Origin of the sequence: Aestuariimicrobium soli, assembly GCF_051192575.1 — a bacterium.
Lineage (GTDB): Bacteria > Actinomycetota > Actinomycetes > Propionibacteriales > Propionibacteriaceae > Aestuariimicrobium > Aestuariimicrobium soli.
Map to the genome: position 1 here is coordinate 176,838 of NZ_JBPJSQ010000006.1, position 17,953 is coordinate 194,790.

A 17,953-nucleotide genomic window follows, 5' to 3' on the forward strand; every position below is an offset into this window, starting at 1 on the left:
CGCACCAGACCTGAGCCGTCACCGGGCCAGCCCTCGGGTACGCAGCTCGGTGAGGGCGTCGTCCCAGATCGAGGAGTCGGCACCGGGCTGGGCCCAGGACCGCACGATGAAATCGGCGATCGCCTCCCCGGAGCTCAGGGTGGGTACCGGCGCCCCGACGGCCCGCAGCTGGGTCAGGTCGGCACAGGCGTGCTCGATGTCGCCGGCCCGGTGCACGTCGACGTGTTCGAGGGTGCCGCCGGTCGGGGCCGCCGCGATGGCGTGCCGGGCCAGGTCGACCAGGCTCGTGCGGGTGCCCGTGCCGACATTGAGCACCAGCGGCGAATCGTCCGCGGACTGCACTGAAGGACGACCCAGCGCCCAGACGATGACCCGGACGACGTCGCTGACGTGGACGAAGTCACGGGTCTCGTGGCCGTCGCCGTAGATCTGCACCGGACGACCCTCCCGCAGCCTCGCCAGGAAGGCGGCCAGCACCCCGGTGTAGGGATTGCGGAGCGCCTGCCCGTGGCCGACCACGTTCTGCGGACGCAGCAGCGTGACGGGGACCTCGCGGGCGACGTCGGCCACGCTCGCCTCGGCCTCGACCTTGGTGGTGCCGTAGAACGACACGGGGGCGAGCGGGTCGTCCTCACGCGAGGCGCGCGGCGCACCCGCGTCGTCGCGCTGCCCCTCGCCGTAGACGGCCCGCGAGCTCAGTGCCACCAGCGGCACCCCCCACCGCCTGGCCGCCTCGCCGGCGAGCCGGGTGCCCTCGACATTGACCCGTCGGTAGCGGTCCTGCTCGTACATCGACTGACCGGTTCCGGTCTCGGCCGCCAGATGGACGATGGCGTCGTGTGGGGCGAGCTCCTGCCAGACCGCGGCGTCGGCCACATCGCCCTGCACCACCGGGCCGGGGAAGCGGTCGCGGTCGGCGGAAGGGTCGTCGTGCACCTGGGCGAGCAGCGAGTCCAGGGCCGTCACGGCATGGCCTTCGTCGGCGGTCAGGGCCGCGGCCAGGTGGTGGCCGATGAACCCGGCCCCTCCGGTGATCAGGATCTTCACGATGACCTCCTGGGCGGTGCGATCGGAGTGACGGACGACGCCGGGGCCGGCCGTGGCACGGACCGCCGGGTGAGCAGCCCCGCCCCGAGGACGAGGAACGCAGGCGTGGTGAAGAACACCTCGCCCAGCTTCCACGCGCACACCAGCACGACCACCATGGCGGCCTCGGTGACGAGTTCGTCGGCACGTGCCTTGCGTTGCATGAGGAAACCGGCCGCGAACCAGCCGAACAGCAGCAGCATGACGGCCACCATCACCCAGCCACCCTCGATGCGCATGGACGAGTAGGAGTTGTGGAAGTACATGAATCGGTACCCCATGCGCACCCAGGCCGTGGTGAGGCCGTCGCCGTACCAGGGCGACAGGGCCAGCTTCGCGGCGGTGGCGAGGTCGATCTGTTCCCGGAACCAGTCGGTGCCCTCGCGGTCACGGAAGAACAGCACCCGCGAGAACTGGGCCTCGATGGTGGCCAGCGTGGCCACCAGCACGGCGGCCAGCCCGAGGCGCATCAGCAACGGGAAGACATTGCGCAGCGCCAGCCAGACCAGCGCCACGGCCATGGCCGCCATCGAGGTGCGCGACCCGGTCAGCGCCAGAGCCGCCCCGAAGACCACCACGTGCGCCACTCGCAGCGACCAGCGGCGGTGCAGCAGCAGGCCGAGCACGCCGAGGGTGGCGTACATCATGCCGGCGATGTTCTTGTCTCCGAAGAAGCCGGTCAGGAAGGGCGGGTAGTTGTCGGGGGTGAGCCCCGCGTAGTAGAGCGGAACGTTGACCAGCATGGCGACCACCAGACCCTGCAGCAGGCTGCGCAGGTGCAGTCGTCCCTGGGCGATCGCTAGGGCGAACACCATCAGGATCGTCATCTTGGCCGCGCGCTGGTACCAGTTCAGGTGGTTCAGGTGCGAGACGAGCACCGCCCAGCCGAGCATGAACCCGTAGAGCGCCACGATCAGCCCCAGCGTGGGCAGCCTGCGGGTGGGGCGGCGCCAGGCCGCCACCACGATGCCCACCACGAGCAGGGGCACGCCGATCGGTTGGTTCAGCCCGGGCAGCGGATAGCGGTCCCACAGCAGACCGAAACCGATCAGGAAGTCGATGAGGACGACGCCACCGAGCCACCGGGCCCACGAGTCCCGCGGCGCCTCTCCACGCGGTGGGGCCGGCTCGAGCGACCACGGTCGCTGGTCCGCGACCTGGTCGGCGGCGGACGCCGGCGCGGCCGATCCGGTGATCGCGGCGGCCGCTGCCACGGCCGTCGACTCAGCCGTGGAGGGTGTCATCGGAGACCACGCCCCGGCGCGCCCGTGCCGCCTGACTCGGACGATGCGCCGGCGTGTGCTTGGCGGAGGCTCGTCCCACCGGCATGGGCGACTCGGGAATGACGACCGTCTCGCTCTCGACCGTGGCCGACGTGTAGTACTTCTCCTGCTTGGAGATGTAGCCGCCGGTCGCGTAGCCGTACATGGCCTCGCTGATGCCGCGCCGGGGCACCCGGTTGAGCACGGTGCCCAGCAGTGTGGCCCCGACCAGGTCGAGCTGCTTGGCGCAGTTGGCCAGCTGGTCCTTCGGGGTGCGACCGGCCGAGGCGACGAACAGTGCCCCACCGCTGGCCCGGGCCAGCAGGGCCGCATCGGTCACCGCCAGCATCGGAGGGGCATCGATGACCACCAGGTGGTCCTTCGAGAGCGAGGCAATCAGCTCGCTCATCTTGCGCGAGCCCACGAGTTCGCTGGGGTTGGGGGGAACCCGGCCCGCGGGCAGCACCCTCAGTCCGGTCACCTTCGTCTCGACCAAGGCCTCGTCGACGGAGATGTCGCCGGCCAGCACCTGGGTGAGACCGACGGACGAGTCGATGCCGAACGCCTTGCCCTGCACCGGCCGGCGCAGGTCGCAGTCGAGCAACACCACCGACTGACCCGACAGCGCCATCACCCGAGCCAGGTTCGAGGCGACCGTCGACTTGCCCTCACCCGGATTGGCGCTGGTCACCACCAGCGAGTGCACCGGGTCGTCCACGTGCACGAAGCGCAGGTTGGTGCGCAACTTGCGCAACGACTCCCCGGGCAGGCCGGCCAACGAGCCGACCCCCGCGTTGCGCTGGCGGCGCACCTCCTTGGAATCGGGCAGCAGACCGAGCACCGAATGACCGGTGAGCGACTCAACATCGCTCTGGGTGCGCACCTTCACGTCGAGCTTGCGGCGCACCACCACCAGTGCGAGGCCGGCGAGGAAGCCAGCGACGGCCCCGAGCGCGAGGTTCCTGACCAGCCCCACCCGGGCCGGTGCACCGGGCAGCCCGGCCTGCTCGTAGGGCAACACGTGGATCGCCGTCAGCTTGCGCAGCTGGCCGTCGGGCGGAGGCGTCTCCATCGTCTGCACCTGGCCGTAGGTCTCCATGCGCAGCGCCTCGGCGACCAGGGCCGCCAGAGCGGCGTTCGCGGTGGCCTGGGCCGACTGGGGTGTCGAGGCCGAGGCGTGCACCCTGATGAAGGCCGTGCCGGGCACCGACGTGGCCCAGAAACCGCCGACCGGGAGCCCCTTCTTCGACACCTCGGCGTTCACGCGCTGCAGCACCGGACCCGTCGTCATCAGATTCGTGTAGGCCGCGGCACGCTGCTGGGCGAGCAGGTCACCCGATGTCGCTCCCACCACCGTGGCGGTGTCTCCGGCGACCACCAATCCCACCGCCTGACTGGCGTAGACGGTCGGGCGCGTGTAGGTCCAAGCCGCCCCCAAACCCGCTCCCACCAGCATGAACGCCAGCAAAATGAGCGCATTCCTGCGCAGCAGTCGCACAATGTCAAGCAGGGTCATGGGCTTTCCTTCAGCGCGATGGCGACGGGCATTTTCGGGGCTGTCATTTGCGAGCCGAGCATGCCATACTTTGTAACGCTGTTACACGCTCGCGGGGGGCGAGCGAGGCAGTGCTTGAAGTGTAGGTGCTACCTGTGCGATCTCAGACTTTCGCGCCGTCGGGGGAACTGCGTCGAATCACGTGGACGGGCGACGCCCGCCACCTGCGGTATCTCCAGTGGGCGATCTTCGCCGTCGACGCCGCCGTCATCGCGGTGACCACGACGCTCGCCCTCAACCTGCGCAGCCAACTCACCCTGTTCCCACACCGCGGCGACGTTGACTCCCTGGTGCGCCCGGCCATCGCCGTCGTGATCGGAGTCTGGCTGGTCTCGCTGCTGGCCCTGGGTTCCTACAGCCAGAAGCACCTGGGTGCCGGCACCGTCGAGTACCGCACCGTGATCAACGCGACCGTGGTGGCCGCCGCCCTGCTCGGCATCGGCGCCTACCTCTCCAACTACCCGCTGTCGCGTGCCTTCTACTTCCTCAGCTTCCTGATCGGCATCCCCCTGCTGGTGCTCGGGCGGCACCTGATGCGGCGTGCCCTGCACGGCGCCCGCCGCCGCGGGTCGATGCGAGTGCCGATGGTGATCGCCGGTCACCCGCGTGGGATCGACCACCTGGCCGCCGTCTTCCAGCGCGAACCCTGGATCGGCTACGACCTGATCGGCGCCCTCACCCACCCCGGTGAGCCGGCCCCCACGTCGGGCATTCCGGTGCTGGGCACGCCCGACGACGCTCTGCGGGCCGTGCGCAGCACCAAGGCGGACGCGGTCATCTTCGTCGAGGGATCGCTGCGTGGGGCCAACCACTTCAACGAGCTGGCCCGCGAGCTCGAACGCGAACAGGCCCGCCTGATCGTGATCCCGTCGCTGGCCGAGATCTCGTCCAACCGCGTCGACGTGCAGACCATCGCCGGGGTGCCGCTGATGACGGTGGCCAAGCCCCAGGCCGAGCGGGCCGGGCGCGGGCTCAAGCGCAGCTTCGACGTGCTCGCCGCCTCCGTCGCCCTGCTGCTGCTCAGCCCCGTCATGCTGCTCGCCATGCTCGCGATCAAGCTCGAGGACGGTGGCCCGGTCATCTTCCGCCAGCGCCGGGTGGGCCGCACGGGTGAGGTGTTCAACTGCCTGAAGTTCCGCAGCATGGTCGTCGACGCGGAGGCCCTCAAGCACACCCTGATCGAGCACGACGGCAACGGGGTGCTGTTCAAGCTGCGCCACGACCCGCGGGTCACGGCGGTGGGCCGATTCATTCGCCGGTACTCGATCGACGAGCTGCCCCAGTTGGTGAACGTGCTGAAGGGCGAGATGAGCCTTGTCGGCCCCCGACCGGCCCTGGAGCAGGAGGTCGACCACTACAAGTCCCACGTGCTGCGTCGCCTCGACGTGCGCCCGGGCATCACCGGTCTGTGGCAGGTGTCGGGCCGCTCCGACCTGAGCTGGAACGATGCGGTGCGCCTCGACCTGTACTACGTCGACAACTGGTCGTTCCTGCAGGACCTCACGATCCTGCTGCGCACCGTCTGGGCCGTCCTGCGCCCCAACGGCGCCTACTGAGCGACCACGGTCGTACGATCTGCGGTGACCCCGAGCCCGCTGGAGAGCCGTGAAGATCCCCGCTGGAGAGCCGTGAAGATCAACGTCGTGCATGCCCTGCCCACGGTCTCGCAGGCCTATGGGAAGGACTTCGACGGGTTCTCGGCCGCGCTCGAGGTGGTCGCCACCCGGCATGAGGTCGAGTGGCTGAACGTCCACCCGTACAACGCCGACGCCGCCGCCCAGCGGGCCCGCCTGCTCGACGCCGACTTCGTGCTCGTGCGCAGCGACTGGGGTTGGTATCCCGACGCGCTGTCCGCCGGCGCCCTGGCCCGCACCAACACCCCCTGCGGTCTGGTGATCGCTGGCTCGAGTCGTCCGCAGTCGTTCGTGCAGTCGTTGCGCTACGACGTGTTGTTCTACGAGACCCCCTGGTACGCCCCCCGCGTCGCCCGCCACCCCCTGGCCCTGCAGGGGCTCGCGGTCGATTCGCGGGTGATGCACGACCAGCACCGGGAGCGCGACATCGACTGGCTGTTCGTCGGTCGGATGGCATCGTTCAAGCGGCCCGAACGCCTGCTCGACAAGCAGGGGGTGCGGGTGGTGGCCGGCGATCTCAGCTCGGCGGATCCAGCCCAACTGCAGCACTTCCGGGCCGAGGGCGTCACCCTGATCGACCATGTGTCGCAGGCCGAGCTCGCCGACCTCTACAACCGTGCCCGGTCGGTGTTGGTGCCGTGTGAGCTGCAGGGTGGCGGTGAGCGAGCCGTGCTCGAGGGACGAGCCTGCGGCTGCCACGTCGAGGTGGCAGACGACAACCCCAAACTGGCCTCGCTGCTCGACCACCCCGTCGACGGGCACGAGCAGTACGCGGCCGTACTGCTCGACGGCATCGAACAGGTGATGGCCGGTCGGCGCACCAGCCATCGCGACAAGCTGCTGGGCGAGGCCGACCGGCTGCGCTGGGTGTTCACCGACAAGCTGCGGCGGTCCCCCGACACCGTGCGCATCCGCTGGCGCAACTGGCGGGCGGCCCGGGCATGAGCACTCCCGAGGTCAGCGTCATCGTCCCCGTGCTGAACGGCGCCGCCACGATCGGCGACCAGTTGGCCGCGCTCGCGCGCCAGACCGATGCGACCGACCGCAGGGTGCCAGAATTTGAGGTACTCGTGTGCGACAACGGCTCGACCGATGGCACGCGCGCACGGGTCGCCCAGTTCGCCGACCAGTTCGCCGCGCTGCGGGTGCTCGATGCCTCCGACCGGCGGGGTGCCGCCCATGCCCGCAACGTCGGCATCCTCGCCGCTCGCGGTCGAGTGGTGGCCTTCTGCGATGCCGACGACGTGGTGGCCGACGACTGGGTGGCCTCGATGGCCCGGTTCGTGGGCCCCGGGAGCATCGTCACCGGCTGGCTCGACTTCGCTCGGCTCAACGGGCCGCTCGGGGGCGGCCTCGAGAAAGACCTGGTCGAGGTCGCCGGCCACCTGCCGGGCATCGCTTCGGGCAACGTCGCCCTCGAGCGCGAGGCTGCGCTGGCCGTGGGCGGATTCGACGAGAGCTACCGCTACGCCGTCGAGGACATCGACTTCGGGTGGCGCGCGCAGCACCACGGGCTCACCCTGACCCGCGAACCGGCCGTCGTGAGTGTGCGGCTGCGCGCGGACGACGCCTCCGCCTTCCGCCAGCACCGCACCTGGGGCCGCGGCAACATCATGCTGCGCCAACGTCACCGGGAACGCCTCGGCAACGTGATGAGTGCGCGCTACTCCGCGAAGGCCCTGGTCACCACCTACGCACGGCTGCCCCTGCGTTGGCTCACCGCCTCCCGCGCGGGTCGGCGGGCGCTGGCGTCGGCCGCCGGCACCACGCTGGGCGAGTTCGAGGGCCACGTCATCTTCCGGTTGCTCGGCCGGATGCCCGCGCCGCTGTTGATCGGGCCCGCTTCACAGACCTCGGCCGGACCGTCATGACCCCCTCGCCGCTGGGGATCGCCCGGCAGACCAAACACCGGCTCGCGGAACGCCTGCGGCATGCACGCCTCGCCCGCACCCGGGCGCGACTGCGTGCACACTCGCTGGCCCACGAACCCGCGTGGGATCCCACCCTCTCGCCGCACCACTTCGTCAACCGTGACCCTCAGGTCGCACCGGAGTCGTGGCTGGGCGTCGAGGTTCCGCGGCGCATCTTCGTGTGCTGGACCGGTGACAATCCGCTGACACCGAACCGGGAGCGGGCACTCGCGAGCCTTCGTGCGGTGGCCGAGGTGCCGGTCGAGGTGGTCTCACCCGCCACGCTCGACGCCTGGATCGTGCCCGGGGCCCCCGTGCACGAGGCCTACGAACACCTGTCGCTGGTGCACCGCTCCGACTACCTGCGGGCCTACCTCATGCACCACCACGGGGGTGGCTACAGCGACCTCAAGCCCGCGCGTCATTCGTGGCTGCCCGCCTTCGACGCCATGGACGAGACACCTGACGCCATGATGCTCGGCTACCCCGAGGTCGACGGCCTGGCGGTCGCCGCCTCCCCGGAACCGCTGGGCCGCGAGCTGCGCCAGCACCACACCCACCTGCCGGGCATGTGCGCCTTCATCGCCCGCCCGGGCACGCCGTTGTCGACGATGTGGTGGGACGAGGTGACCCGCACCCTCGATCACCACCTGCCGGAGCTTCGCGCCCATCCGGGCGGGGTCTGGGGCGACGACCCGCTCTACCCACTGGAGTGGTTCGGCATACTCGGCACCATCGTGCAGCCCCTGGCCTTCCGTTTCCACGACCACGTGCTGCTGCGCGACGGGCTGACTCCCCAGCTCACCGACTACCGCTGACCGTGGCTCAGCTCGGGTCGCGCCGCCGAGCGGCGCGCAGGGAGGCGGCGAGCCGACGTAGCCGCGTTCGCGGGGCCAGGCGCCACCGGAGTCGTTCGAGGAGCGACCCCGACCGTTGGTGCTCGCGCAGGATCTCGGTGGCCCGACCCGGTTCGGGTCGCTCCAACTGGGTTCCGCCGACCCAGCCGGCGAGGTTGGGGCGCACCAGCCGCACACCGATGCGTGCCTCGCGGGCCCAGAAGCCGTAGTCGTCGGCCACCCAGTGGGGGCGACCCTGCAGCGCGGCCCAGTCCGCGTACCGGCGAGCGGCCCGCCGAGTGATGAGGTACAGACCGGCCCCCATGAGGTGCCCCTCGACCCGCCCCACCCGGTACTGCAGGGGCCGGTGCGCGGGGCCGACCGGCACGGCCAGGGCCGACAGCTGCGCCCATCGTTCGGAAGCCCCGAAGAAGTCGCGTCGTCCGGCCGCCCCGAACGGGTCGGCCAACACGACCACCCCGATGGGCCGCAGGCGTCGGACGAGTCGATCGAGCACCGCCTCGAAGTCGCGGCCCAGGAGGGCATCATCTTCGGCGACGACCATGAGATCCGTGTCGGCGCCGACCTCGTTCGCGAACGCGGTGACGACGCTCAGGTGGCTCAACACGCACCCCATCTCGCCGCCGGTGGCGGGCGATCCCACGCGCGCCACGAAGCGGTTGGTGTCGAACCGCTCCGCCGCCCGGCCGCCCCGGCCGTCGACCGCCCAGAACACCCGGAAGGACTCGCCCCCCGGGCAGGCCCGGAAGCTCTCGAGCCGGTTCTCGTCGGGCAGGGCGATGACGACCCGGTCGACCACCGCCGGTCGCGCACTCAGTCCCACAGTGATGCCAACCGGCGAGCCCGGTGGCCGAACGTGTGCTCGGCCAGGGTGCGGCGGCGTGCGGCCTCGCGCAGTGCGGCCATCCGGTCGCTCGAGGCGAGCACGTCGCGGGCGAGTCGTGCCAGCTCGTCGGGGTCGGTGAACACCAGCACTTCGCTCCCGGGTTCGTACAGGTCGGCCACGTCGGGTCGATCGACCAGCTGGACGGCCCCGACTCCGGCGGCCTCGAAGGTGCGCATGGTGAAACCGTCCTGGTCACCGTGCACGTTGAGGGTGGCCACACTGCCAGCCATCACCCGGTAGGCGTCGGCCAGGGGCAGGTCTCGCCCCCAGGGCAGGCCCACGGGCGAGGCCCGGAACGTGCGCGCGAGATCGACCGGGTGCGACGACCAGTCGCGGCCGAAGGCGCGCACGGGCATTCCGGCGGCCATCAGTGCTCGCAGGTACTCCTCGCGCCGGCCGTAGCGGGCACCGATGAAGGTGAAGGCCGGCACTCCGGTGACCCGGCTCGGGTCTGGTGTCAGGGTCGGGTCGAAGGCCAACGGAACGTGCTCAGCGGGCACCCCGGCCCGGCGCAGGTCGGCTGCGTCGTCGGCCGAGTAGGTGGCGATGGCAGCCCAGCTGCCGATGGTCGACGGGTCGTGGTGGGTGCGGCGCAGTTCGTCGTAGAGCCACATCGCGGGCCTCGCACCGAGGGTACGCACCTCCTGCCAGAAGTCGGCGGTGAGCGCATCCCCCCGCACGACCAGCACGACATCGGGCCGAGCCTCGCGCAGCGCGGCGATGGCGCGAGCCGTCACCAGTTCGTGGGAGAGGTGACGACGCTCCCCCCGCACCCGGGCCGGCAGTTCGTGCCGCAGCTTGTTCCAGACCTTCTCGCTGCGCGGGGCCGCGTCGTAGCAATGGGTGACGGTCTGGTAGCCGAGCTCGGTGAAGGCCCGCTCGATCGAGCGCCAGTAGCCGTGGAACGTGGGGCTGACCAGCAGCAACCGTCGGCTCATCAGGGCTGGCGCCCGATCGGCCGCGCCGGGATGCCCCCGACCACGGCACCGGCGGCGACGTCGCGGGTGACGACGGCGTTGGCGGCCACCGTGGCCCCGTCACCGATGGTCACCCCGCCGAGCACGACCACGTTCTGCCCGAGGAACACGCGATCCCCGATCACCACCGGGCCGGTGCCGCGCACGAGATGCCGGTTGCCGCGCTCGTGATCGGTCGAGGTGACCAGCACGTTGTCGGCGAAGACGCAGCCCGACCCGATGCTGACCGGGTCGATGGAATGCAGGTGGCAGCGGTGACCGATGTAGGTGTCGTCGCCCACCGACAGGGACGACGTCGGCCCCTCGGTCGCCAGCCAGGCACCGTCGCGAAGGATGGTGTTGGCCCCGATGGAGATCCGCTCGGTTCCGCTGAGGGTCAGCGGTGCGACGATCACCGTGCCGTCACCCAGGTGTGCGAAGGCGCGGCGCAGCAGGGGCATCGCCAGTTGCCACCGCCGGTACCGCAACCCCGGCAGCTTCTCGACAACCGTTCTGGCCAGGTTCGGCATCACCCGACCCTCCCGAACTCCAGCAACTGCTGCAGATAACCCCCGTAGCCGGACTTGGCGTAACGCCCCGCGAGCTCGCGCAGGTCCTCGTCCGACAGGAAACCCTGCCGCCAAGCGGCCTCTTCGGGGCAGCCGACCTGCAGTCCCTGTCGTGCCTGCAGGGTGCGGACGAAGTTGGAGGCGTCATTGAGGGAATCGAAGGTTCCGGTGTCGAGCCACGCCGTACCCCGCGGCAGCAGGGTGACGTGCAGTCGTCCGCGTTCGAGGTAGTGGCGATTGACGTCGGTGATCTCGACCTCGCCCCGCGCCGACGGGGTCAGCCCGCGGGCGATCTCGACCACCTCGTTGTCGTAGAAGTAAAGCCCCGGCACGGCGTGGTGCGAGCGGGGTTGGGCCGGCTTCTCCTCGATCGAGACGGCCAACCCGGTCTCGTCCACCTCGACGACGCCGTACGCGGTCGGGTCGGCCACCCAGTACCCGAACACCGCGGCCCCGTCGACGTCGGCCATGCGCGCCAACTGGGTGCCCAGGCCCTGCCCGTGGAAGATGTTGTCGCCCAGCACGAGGCAGACCTTCTCGTCCCCGATGAAATCGGCGCCGATGGTGAAGGCCTGGGCCAGACCCTTCGGCTCGGGCTGCACCGCATACTCGATGCTGATGCCGAACGACGACCCGTCGCCGAGCAACTGTCGGAACGCCCCCGCCTCGTGGGGGGTGGTGATCACCAGCACCTCGCGAATGCCGGCGAAGATCAGCGTCGACAGCGGGTAGTAGATCATGGGCTTGTCGTAGACCGGCATCAACTGCTTGCTGGTGCCCAGGGTGATCGGATGCAGCCGGGATCCCGTGCCCCCCGCAAGGATGATTCCCTTCATGCCCCCAGCATGGCAGAGGCAGCCCCGTTCCCGGCCATGACTACGCCTAGGATGGGCTCGTGACCGCGATCTTGTGCACCGGGGGGGCCGGGTTCATTGGCTCGAACTTCGTCCACCGTCGGCTGGCCACCACCACCGACACCGTGACGGTGCTCGACGCGCTCACCTACGCCGCCCAACCCAGTTCGCTGGAAGGTCTCGACCCCGAACGGTTCCGGCTCGTCGAGGGCGACATCACCGACGAGGCCCTCGTCGACGACCTGATCGCGGCCCACGACATCGTCGTCCACTTCGCCGCCGAGAGCCACAACGACAACTCCCTGAACGACCCCTCGCCTTTCATCCGGACGAATCTGGTGGGCACGTTCACCCTGCTCGAGGCGGTTCGTCGACACGGGACTCGGTTGCACCACATCTCGACCGACGAGGTCTACGGCGACCTCGAACTCGACGACCCCGCCCGGTTCACCGCCCAGACCCCCTACAACCCGTCCAGCCCCTACTCGGCCTCCAAGGCGGGATCGGACCACCTGGTGCGGGCCTGGGTGCGCAGTTTCGGCGTGCACGCCACCATCTCGAACTGCTCCAACAACTACGGCCCACGCCAGCACGTCGAGAAGTTCATCCCCCGCCAGATCACCAACGTGCTCGACGGCGTGCGCCCCCGCCTCTACGGCACCGGCCAGAACGTGCGCGACTGGATCCACGTCGACGACCACAACTCGGCCGTCGACCGCATTCTCGAGGCCGGCACCCCCGGTGAGACCTACCTGATCGGCGCCGACGGCGAGCTCAACAACACGACCGTCGTCGAGCTGATCCTCGAACTGATGGGTCAACCCCGCGACGCCTACGACCACGTCATCGACCGGGCCGGGCACGACCTGCGCTACGCCATCGACGCCAACCGGCTGCGCGACGAACTGGGCTGGTCGCCCGCCTACACCAACTTCCGCGACGGGCTGGCCGCCACCATCGCCTGGTACCGCGACCACGAGCACTGGTGGCGTCCACTCAAGGCCGCCACCGAGGCCAAGTACGCCACCACCGGTCACTGACGTGGGCACCCGATGAGCGACCTCAGTCTCGAGCCCACGGCCATCCACGGCCTGCTCGCACTGCACCTACCCCTGCACGGTGACAATCGCGGCTGGTTCAAGGAGAACTGGCAGCGCGCCAAGATGACCGCCCTCGGGCTTCCCGACTTCGGGCCGGTGCAGCACAGCGTCGCGCGCTCCGATCGCGGCGCCACCCGCGGCTTCCACGCCGAGCCGTGGGACAAACTGGTCAGCGTCGCCACCGGCCGCGTCTTCGCCGCCTGGGTCGACCTGCGCCCCGGGCCCGGTTTCGGCACCACGGTCACCCTCGAACTCGGCCCCGACACGGCCGTGTTCGTGCCCCGTGGCGTCGGCAACTCCTACCAGACGCTGGCCGACGGCACCGCCTACAGCTACCTGGTCAACGACCACTGGAGCGCCGAGGCGCGCGACCGCTACACCTACGTCAACCTGTTCGACCCGACCCTGGCAATCGACTGGCCGATCCCCGCGGACCAGTGCGAGATCTCCGACGCCGACCGCGCCCACCCGCTGCTGGCCGACGTCACCCCGATGACTCCGCGGCAGACGGTGATCATCGGCGCCGGCGGCCAACTCGGACGAGCGCTCGCACACCTGCTGCCCGACGCCCTCACCCCCACCCGCGCCGAACTCGACCTCGCCGATCCCACCAGCATCGACACCTTCGACTTCACCCGCGTCGACACCGTCATCAACGCCGCCGCCCACACCGCCGTCGACGCCGCCGAAACCACCGACGGTCGCCGCGACGCCTGGGCCACCAACGCCACCGGCGTCGCCCGACTCGCTGCCGCCTGCCGCCGGCACCGGCTGCGGCTGGTGCACGTCTCGTCCGACTACGTCTTCGACGGCGAGACCACCGAACACACCGAGGACGAACCGCCCACCCCGCTCGGCGTCTACGGCCAGACCAAAGCCGCCGGCGACCTGCTCGCCGCCACCGTCGACCAGCACTGGATCGTGCGCTCCAGCTGGGTGATCGGCGACGGCCGCAACTTCGTCGACACCATGGCCCGGGTGGCCGCCACCGGCGTCAGCCCGCAAGTGGTCGACGACCAAGTCGGACGACTGACGTTCACCACCGACCTCGCCGCCGGCATCGTCCACCTGCTCGACAGCGGCGCCGCCCCCGGCACCTACAACCTGACCAACACCGGCCCCGTCGTCAGCTGGGCCGACATCGCCGCGCGCGTCTTCGAGCTCTGCGGACGAGACCCAGGCGACGTGACCGGCATCACCACCGCCGCCTACACCGCCGGCACCACCGCCGCACCGCGTCCGAACCACAGCGCCCTCGCACTCGACAAACTCATCGCCAGCGGATTCACCCCCGCCCCCTGGGACGAACGACTGGTCGACCACCTGCGGGCGAACGGTCACCTCGACGGGGTGTCGCCATGACGCAGCCGGAGCGGAGTCGCCGGGTGCTGCTGGCCGCCCTCGACGGGCAGGTGACCCTCGAACTGCTCGACGGCGACGACCCGGCGGCCGACGACCTGTTGTGGCAGAGGCTGCTGCGGGCCTGGTCACGCTGCCTCGTCGACGGCGAGCTCGCGGACGACGCGGGATCGGCCGGTCAACGGGTCACGGTGCGCCTCGGACGGCACGACCCGTTCCCCAACGATGCCAACCGGGTGCAGGGAACCGACCCCGACCCGCTGATGCAACTGGTCACCCAGCAGGTCACCCATGCCTTCATCGAGCAGCAGGTGGGGCGGCTGTTCCTCGCCCATGCCGGCGGCGTCACCCACCCCGTCACGGGAGCGTCGCTGGTGTTCATCGCGCCCGGCGGCACCGGCAAGACCACCCTCGCCTGCACCCTCGCGCGCCAGTACGGCTACCTCTCCGACGAGACCGTGGGCATGCGCACCGACGGCACCATCGCCGCCTACCCGAAGCCGTTGTCACTGCGCGGCACCGATCCCCACAAGGCCGAAACCAGCCCCGACGACCTCGGGCTGTTGCCGGCCCACGCGACGCCGTGGCTCGCGAAACTGGTGGTGCTCGACCGAGTCGCCCTGGCTACTTCCGGCGTGCGGGTGAGCCCGCTCGCGACCCTCGACGCCATTGAGGCGATGGCGTCGCAGACCTCGTCACTGGGCCGCCTGCCGCGGGCCCTGCACGTCGTCGCCGACCTGCTCGCAAGCACCGGTGGAGCCGAACGCTGGACCTACACCGAGCACACCGACCTGCTCGACCGGGCGGCCACCCTGCTGGGCGGCCGACCGTGACCACCCGCACCCAGACTCCCGCCGAGCGGTGGACCGTGTCGTCCACCTTCAACGACCTGCTGGTCGTCGACGACCGCGCCCTGGCGCTCACCCTCGACCACCTGCTCTGGGTGGGTCCCGTCGCGTGCGTGCTGATAGAGGAGTGCGCGGCCGGCCCGCGCGACCTGACGCGGTTGGCCGAGGTCTGCCGCGAGGCCTTCGGCGAACCCCCCGGCGGTGGTCTGCTCGAAGCCGTGGCCGGTCAGGTGGCCGAGCTGGTGGAATCGGGGCTGCTCCAGCGGGTGGGCCCATGACCAGCGACGTGCCCCTGCCCACTGAGTTTCCTGCGCCCACTGAGGTACCTGCGCCCACTGATGTACCCGTGCCCATCGGCCCCCGGGTGCGACTGATGCACGCCTACCTGCAGTCGGTCGCGGACGAGGCCGGTGTCGACGTGCTGCACGTCAAGGGGCCCGCCCTGCACACCGAACTACTGCTGCACAGCGCCCGCGGACGGCCCGAGCCGCGGCAGTCGACCGATGCCGACGTGCTGGTGCGCCCCGATCACGCCCAGCGGTACCTCGATGCCCTGCGGCGACACGGCAGCGAGCAGCGCAGCCGGTTCGACACCGGCTCGCCCTTCGAACACGCGGCGAACATCTGGCACCCGCTGCTGGGTCATGCCGACGTGCACCGCCACTACCCGGGGATTGGGGTGCGGCCGGGCGAGGCGTTCGCGGCATGGTGGTCGCGCCGCGAGAGCATCGAGATCGCCCACCGCGCCTGCTCCGTTCCGGCCCTCGACGACCAGCGGCTGTTGCTGCTGTTGCACGCCGCACGATCGCAGGGCGCGAACCAGGGAGACGTGGTGCGCGCCTGGCACCAGGCCGACGCCCTCGACCAGGAGCGGGTGCGCGACCTCGCGCACGAGCTCGACGCGACGGTGGCCCTGGCGGCCGCCATCGGCGAACTCGACCAGCACCGCGAGGCACCCGAATACCTGTTGTGGAAGCAGTTCTCGTCGGTCGAACCACACAGCCGCTCGGCCGAATGGCGGGCCCGGCTGCGGGCGGCTCGTACCCCCTGGCAGGCGGCGTCGGTGCTGGTGCGGGCCATGCGACTGAACACCGACCGCCTGGCCCTCGACCTCGGGCGCACGCCGACCGCCGACGAGGTGCGTCGGGCTCGCCGGGAGCGCCGCCGGCGGGCGTTCGCCGAACTGTTCGGACGGGAGCGCCCATGACCGCCCGCCGCAGCCTGGGGCCCGCCCACGACGATCCGGTCTGGCGCGTGCACCCCGACACCGCCTGGCACCTCGACCCCGCCTCGGGTGCCGTGCACGCCATGCGCATGCCCGACGGACGCCCCGTCACCCTGGAGGACATCGCCGCCCTCGTGTTCACCGACGTCGCCGCGGGGGACGACCCCGTGGCCGCCTGCCTCGAGCGCTGGCCCGACGAGCCCGGGGTGGCCGAGACCACGGCCGCCTTCGTCCGCGAGTTGGTCGAGGCCGGGGTACTCGAGGAGATCGGGGTGCTGGAGGAGGCCGACCGCCCCGCGGCCGGGCCCGCGCCCTCGGAGCCCGTGAGCACGACCCGGGTGGTCTTCGTCTGCACCGCCAACATCTGCCGCTCGGCCTATGCCCAACACCGGGCCCACCGGGCGGGACTGGCCGGGGTCTCGTTCTCGTCGGCGGGCACCCAAGCGCTGGTCGGTCAGCCCATGGACCCGCCGATGACGCTCGCCCTCGGCGAGAACGTGCCGCACCGCGCCCGACAGCTCACCCGCGAGGTGGCGGAGTCGTCCGACCTGATCCTGACGATGTCGCGCACGCATCGCAGCTGGGTGTTGGACGAATGGCCCCACCTGGCGCAGCGCACGTTCGTGCTCGGCCACGCGGCCCGCGAACTGGCGACGCTGCCGCCGGGATCGTCCGTCGACCAGGTGCGCGAACACCTCTGGACCCACCGCACCCGCCACGCCGACGACGACGTCGCCGACCCCTACGCGCGCGGCCAGGCGGCGGCCGACGCGTGCGGACGACGGATTGACGCCCTGCTCGAACCGGTGCTGACCGCTCTCAGCGGCGTCGCTGGACGAGGGCGTTGATCGCCGCGGCGCACCCCTCGGGATCGGTGACGGTGACGCAGGCATCGCGCGCCTCGGCACGGGTCACCAACACGGCCTGACCGCGGGAGGTCACCAGCCCGAGACCGCGGCGCCCGAAGCGGATGCCCCAGCCGCCGAAGTCGCCGAGCGGCTCCACATGGTCGACCGTGGCCGAACGAATCTGATCGAGCGGCACGTTGAGCCAGGTGATTCGGCCGGCGGTGGCCCGCAGCCCGCGCTGGTCGACGGTCACGTCGCACCGCAGCATCACGAACAGCAGCCCCATCACCACCGTCAACACCAGCATGAACACCGCCATGCCCCACACGCGGGTCACCACGGCGAAGACCAGGAAGCCGGCGATGGGCAGCAGCCCCAGGAAGGGCACGACATACATGGCCGCTCCGGTGCGGGTCTGGCCGCGCCAGACGATGGCGACGTCGTCGGCCACGTCGAGCACCGGAGCACCCGGCGGCAGCGGGCCGGGGCCGGCCACCGGCTGGGGCTCGCGCTGCTTCAGCTTCCACAGCACGGCGGCCACCACCACCCCCACGACGATGCCCGCGACGAGCCCGAGCACGAGCTCGAAGCCAAGTTGGCTCTGCCCGTCGTTGCCCGCCTGGCTGGCGACCAGACCGTTGGTGCCCACGCCCAGGAAGGTCGCCATGCCGCTGGCGAGCGCTGGCAGGGCCACCCGTTCACGCACCCAGACGGCCAGCGCCATCACCACCGCCACGGTGGCCGCCGTGATGGCACCGTTGCCGATCAGTGCCGAGGTCACCGACGCCCACGCGTCGGGCGCTCCCTTGGCGCCCCAGTGGATGGCGACCCGGTCGCCCAGTTCCTCACGCAATGACCACACCCAGGCGGTCGTCAAGGCCAGCACCGCGGCGAGCACGACCAGTGGGACGACCACCGCCCGCACGGCGGAACCGGAGGTGGAGGGGGCGTCGGCGCTCATGGCGTCAGTCTAGGTGTCCGGGCCGAGCCCACCTCGCGGGGCT

Annotated in this window: 18 protein-coding genes; 10 read left to right on the plus strand and 8 right to left on the minus strand. The window is 70.9% G+C overall.

Translation table 11 applies throughout. The features are described 5' to 3' along the window. Positions 1–18 precede the first annotated feature (18 nt). Genes ACSDQ9_RS07595 through ACSDQ9_RS07605 form a run of 3 tightly spaced genes read right to left on the minus strand, consistent with a single transcriptional unit; the run spans position 19 to position 3,864 of the window. A complete protein-coding gene (locus ACSDQ9_RS07595) occupies positions 19–1,047 on the minus strand; it encodes an NAD-dependent epimerase/dehydratase family protein (protein ID WP_435145693.1) in 1,029 nt (342 codons plus the stop codon). Next, entirely contained in the window at positions 1,044–2,300 is a 1,257-nt protein-coding gene (locus tag ACSDQ9_RS07600; protein ID WP_435145695.1) for an O-antigen ligase family protein, read from the minus strand. Before ACSDQ9_RS07600 ends, ACSDQ9_RS07595 begins: the two co-directional genes overlap by 4 nt. A gap of 10 nt (positions 2,301–2,310) precedes the next feature. Further along, positions 2,311–3,864 (minus strand): tyrosine-protein kinase domain-containing protein, encoded by a 1,554-nt coding sequence (locus tag ACSDQ9_RS07605; RefSeq protein ID WP_435145697.1) that lies wholly within the window; start codon positions 3,862–3,864, stop codon positions 2,311–2,313. A gap of 134 nt (positions 3,865–3,998) precedes the next feature. Between ACSDQ9_RS07605 and ACSDQ9_RS07610 the strand changes: the two genes are divergently transcribed. The 4 genes from ACSDQ9_RS07610 (at position 3,999) to ACSDQ9_RS07625 (ending at position 8,265) form a co-directional block, all read left to right on the plus strand. Next, positions 3,999–5,459, plus strand: coding sequence for a sugar transferase (locus ACSDQ9_RS07610; RefSeq protein ID WP_435145699.1), 1,461 nt, complete (start codon positions 3,999–4,001; stop codon positions 5,457–5,459). Positions 5,460–5,531: 72 nt separating this feature from the next. Further along, positions 5,532–6,482, plus strand: coding sequence for a glycosyltransferase family protein (locus ACSDQ9_RS07615; RefSeq protein ID WP_435145701.1), 951 nt, complete (start codon positions 5,532–5,534; stop codon positions 6,480–6,482). Next, the gene (locus tag ACSDQ9_RS07620) at positions 6,479–7,408 is read left to right on the plus strand and encodes a glycosyltransferase family 2 protein (RefSeq protein WP_435145702.1); all 930 of its coding nucleotides are present in this window, start codon (positions 6,479–6,481) and stop codon (positions 7,406–7,408) included. Before ACSDQ9_RS07615 ends, ACSDQ9_RS07620 begins: the two co-directional genes overlap by 4 nt. Then, a complete protein-coding gene (locus ACSDQ9_RS07625) occupies positions 7,405–8,265 on the plus strand; it encodes a glycosyltransferase family 32 protein (protein WP_435145704.1) in 861 nt (286 codons plus the stop codon). The genes ACSDQ9_RS07620 and ACSDQ9_RS07625 overlap by 4 nt, the downstream gene beginning before the upstream one ends. A gap of 7 nt (positions 8,266–8,272) precedes the next feature. Here the strand turns inward: ACSDQ9_RS07625 and ACSDQ9_RS07630 are convergent, their stop codons facing one another. From ACSDQ9_RS07630 to rfbA, 4 genes are read right to left on the minus strand one after another with little or no spacing between them, the layout of a single operon-like run. After that, positions 8,273–9,127 (minus strand): glycosyltransferase family 25 protein, encoded by an 855-nt coding sequence (locus tag ACSDQ9_RS07630; RefSeq protein ID WP_435145706.1) that lies wholly within the window; start codon positions 9,125–9,127, stop codon positions 8,273–8,275. Further along, positions 9,118–10,128, minus strand: coding sequence for a CgeB family protein (locus tag ACSDQ9_RS07635; RefSeq protein WP_435145708.1), 1,011 nt, complete (start codon positions 10,126–10,128; stop codon positions 9,118–9,120). The genes ACSDQ9_RS07630 and ACSDQ9_RS07635 overlap by 10 nt, the downstream gene beginning before the upstream one ends. Next, complete coding sequence (locus ACSDQ9_RS07640; RefSeq protein WP_435145710.1) at positions 10,128–10,676, minus strand: acyltransferase; 549 nt, start codon at positions 10,674–10,676, stop codon at positions 10,128–10,130. Before ACSDQ9_RS07640 ends, ACSDQ9_RS07635 begins: the two co-directional genes overlap by 1 nt. Further along, complete coding sequence (gene rfbA / locus ACSDQ9_RS07645; RefSeq protein WP_435145711.1) at positions 10,676–11,551, minus strand: glucose-1-phosphate thymidylyltransferase RfbA; 876 nt, start codon at positions 11,549–11,551, stop codon at positions 10,676–10,678. Before rfbA ends, ACSDQ9_RS07640 begins: the two co-directional genes overlap by 1 nt. Positions 11,552–11,610: 59 nt before the next feature. Between rfbA and rfbB the strand changes: the two genes are divergently transcribed. The 6 genes from rfbB to ACSDQ9_RS07675 all read left to right on the plus strand — a co-directional run bounded on the left by rfbB (position 11,611) and on the right by ACSDQ9_RS07675 (position 16,949). Continuing rightward, entirely contained in the window at positions 11,611–12,609 is a 999-nt protein-coding gene (gene rfbB, locus ACSDQ9_RS07650) for a dTDP-glucose 4,6-dehydratase (protein ID WP_435145713.1), read from the plus strand. A 12-nt stretch (positions 12,610–12,621) separates the two neighbouring features. Next, positions 12,622–14,031, plus strand: coding sequence for a sugar nucleotide-binding protein (locus ACSDQ9_RS07655; protein ID WP_435145715.1), 1,410 nt, complete (start codon positions 12,622–12,624; stop codon positions 14,029–14,031). Beyond that, a complete protein-coding gene (locus ACSDQ9_RS07660) occupies positions 14,028–14,861 on the plus strand; it encodes a hypothetical protein (RefSeq protein WP_435145717.1) in 834 nt (277 codons plus the stop codon). Before ACSDQ9_RS07655 ends, ACSDQ9_RS07660 begins: the two co-directional genes overlap by 4 nt. After that, entirely contained in the window at positions 14,858–15,154 is a 297-nt protein-coding gene (locus ACSDQ9_RS07665; protein ID WP_435145719.1) for a hypothetical protein, read from the plus strand. The genes ACSDQ9_RS07660 and ACSDQ9_RS07665 overlap by 4 nt, the downstream gene beginning before the upstream one ends. Before the next feature lie 68 nt (positions 15,155–15,222). Beyond that, positions 15,223–16,083: a nucleotidyltransferase family protein gene (locus ACSDQ9_RS07670; protein ID WP_435145720.1), complete on the plus strand. Its 861-nt coding sequence runs from the start codon at positions 15,223–15,225 to the stop codon at positions 16,081–16,083. Continuing rightward, positions 16,080–16,949 (plus strand): arsenate reductase/protein-tyrosine-phosphatase family protein, encoded by an 870-nt coding sequence (locus tag ACSDQ9_RS07675; protein ID WP_435145722.1) that lies wholly within the window; start codon positions 16,080–16,082, stop codon positions 16,947–16,949. The genes ACSDQ9_RS07670 and ACSDQ9_RS07675 overlap by 4 nt, the downstream gene beginning before the upstream one ends. On the opposite strand, the gene ACSDQ9_RS07680 is transcribed toward ACSDQ9_RS07675, so the two are convergent. Continuing rightward, positions 16,921–17,910 (minus strand): SdpI family protein, encoded by a 990-nt coding sequence (locus ACSDQ9_RS07680; RefSeq protein ID WP_435145724.1) that lies wholly within the window; start codon positions 17,908–17,910, stop codon positions 16,921–16,923. The two genes, ACSDQ9_RS07675 and ACSDQ9_RS07680, sit on opposite strands and share 29 nt — an antisense overlap. Positions 17,911–17,953 lie beyond the last annotated feature (43 nt).

Coding starts and splice junctions, on each gene's coding strand:
- ACSDQ9_RS07605 (WP_435145697.1), bottom strand. CDS start 3,864: ATGACCCTGCTTGACATTGTGCGACTGCTGCGCAGGAATGCGCTCATT.
- ACSDQ9_RS07620 (WP_435145702.1), top strand. CDS start 6,479: ATGAGCACTCCCGAGGTCAGCGTCATCGTCCCCGTGCTGAACGGCGCC.
- ACSDQ9_RS07625 (WP_435145704.1), top strand. CDS start 7,405: ATGACCCCCTCGCCGCTGGGGATCGCCCGGCAGACCAAACACCGGCTC.
- ACSDQ9_RS07635 (WP_435145708.1), bottom strand. CDS start 10,128: ATGAGCCGACGGTTGCTGCTGGTCAGCCCCACGTTCCACGGCTACTGG.
- ACSDQ9_RS07640 (WP_435145710.1), bottom strand. CDS start 10,676: ATGCCGAACCTGGCCAGAACGGTTGTCGAGAAGCTGCCGGGGTTGCGG.
- rfbA (WP_435145711.1), bottom strand. CDS start 11,551: ATGAAGGGAATCATCCTTGCGGGGGGCACGGGATCCCGGCTGCATCCG.
- ACSDQ9_RS07655 (WP_435145715.1), top strand. CDS start 12,622: ATGAGCGACCTCAGTCTCGAGCCCACGGCCATCCACGGCCTGCTCGCA.
- ACSDQ9_RS07660 (WP_435145717.1), top strand. CDS start 14,028: ATGACGCAGCCGGAGCGGAGTCGCCGGGTGCTGCTGGCCGCCCTCGAC.
- ACSDQ9_RS07675 (WP_435145722.1), top strand. CDS start 16,080: ATGACCGCCCGCCGCAGCCTGGGGCCCGCCCACGACGATCCGGTCTGG.
- ACSDQ9_RS07680 (WP_435145724.1), bottom strand. CDS start 17,910: ATGAGCGCCGACGCCCCCTCCACCTCCGGTTCCGCCGTGCGGGCGGTG.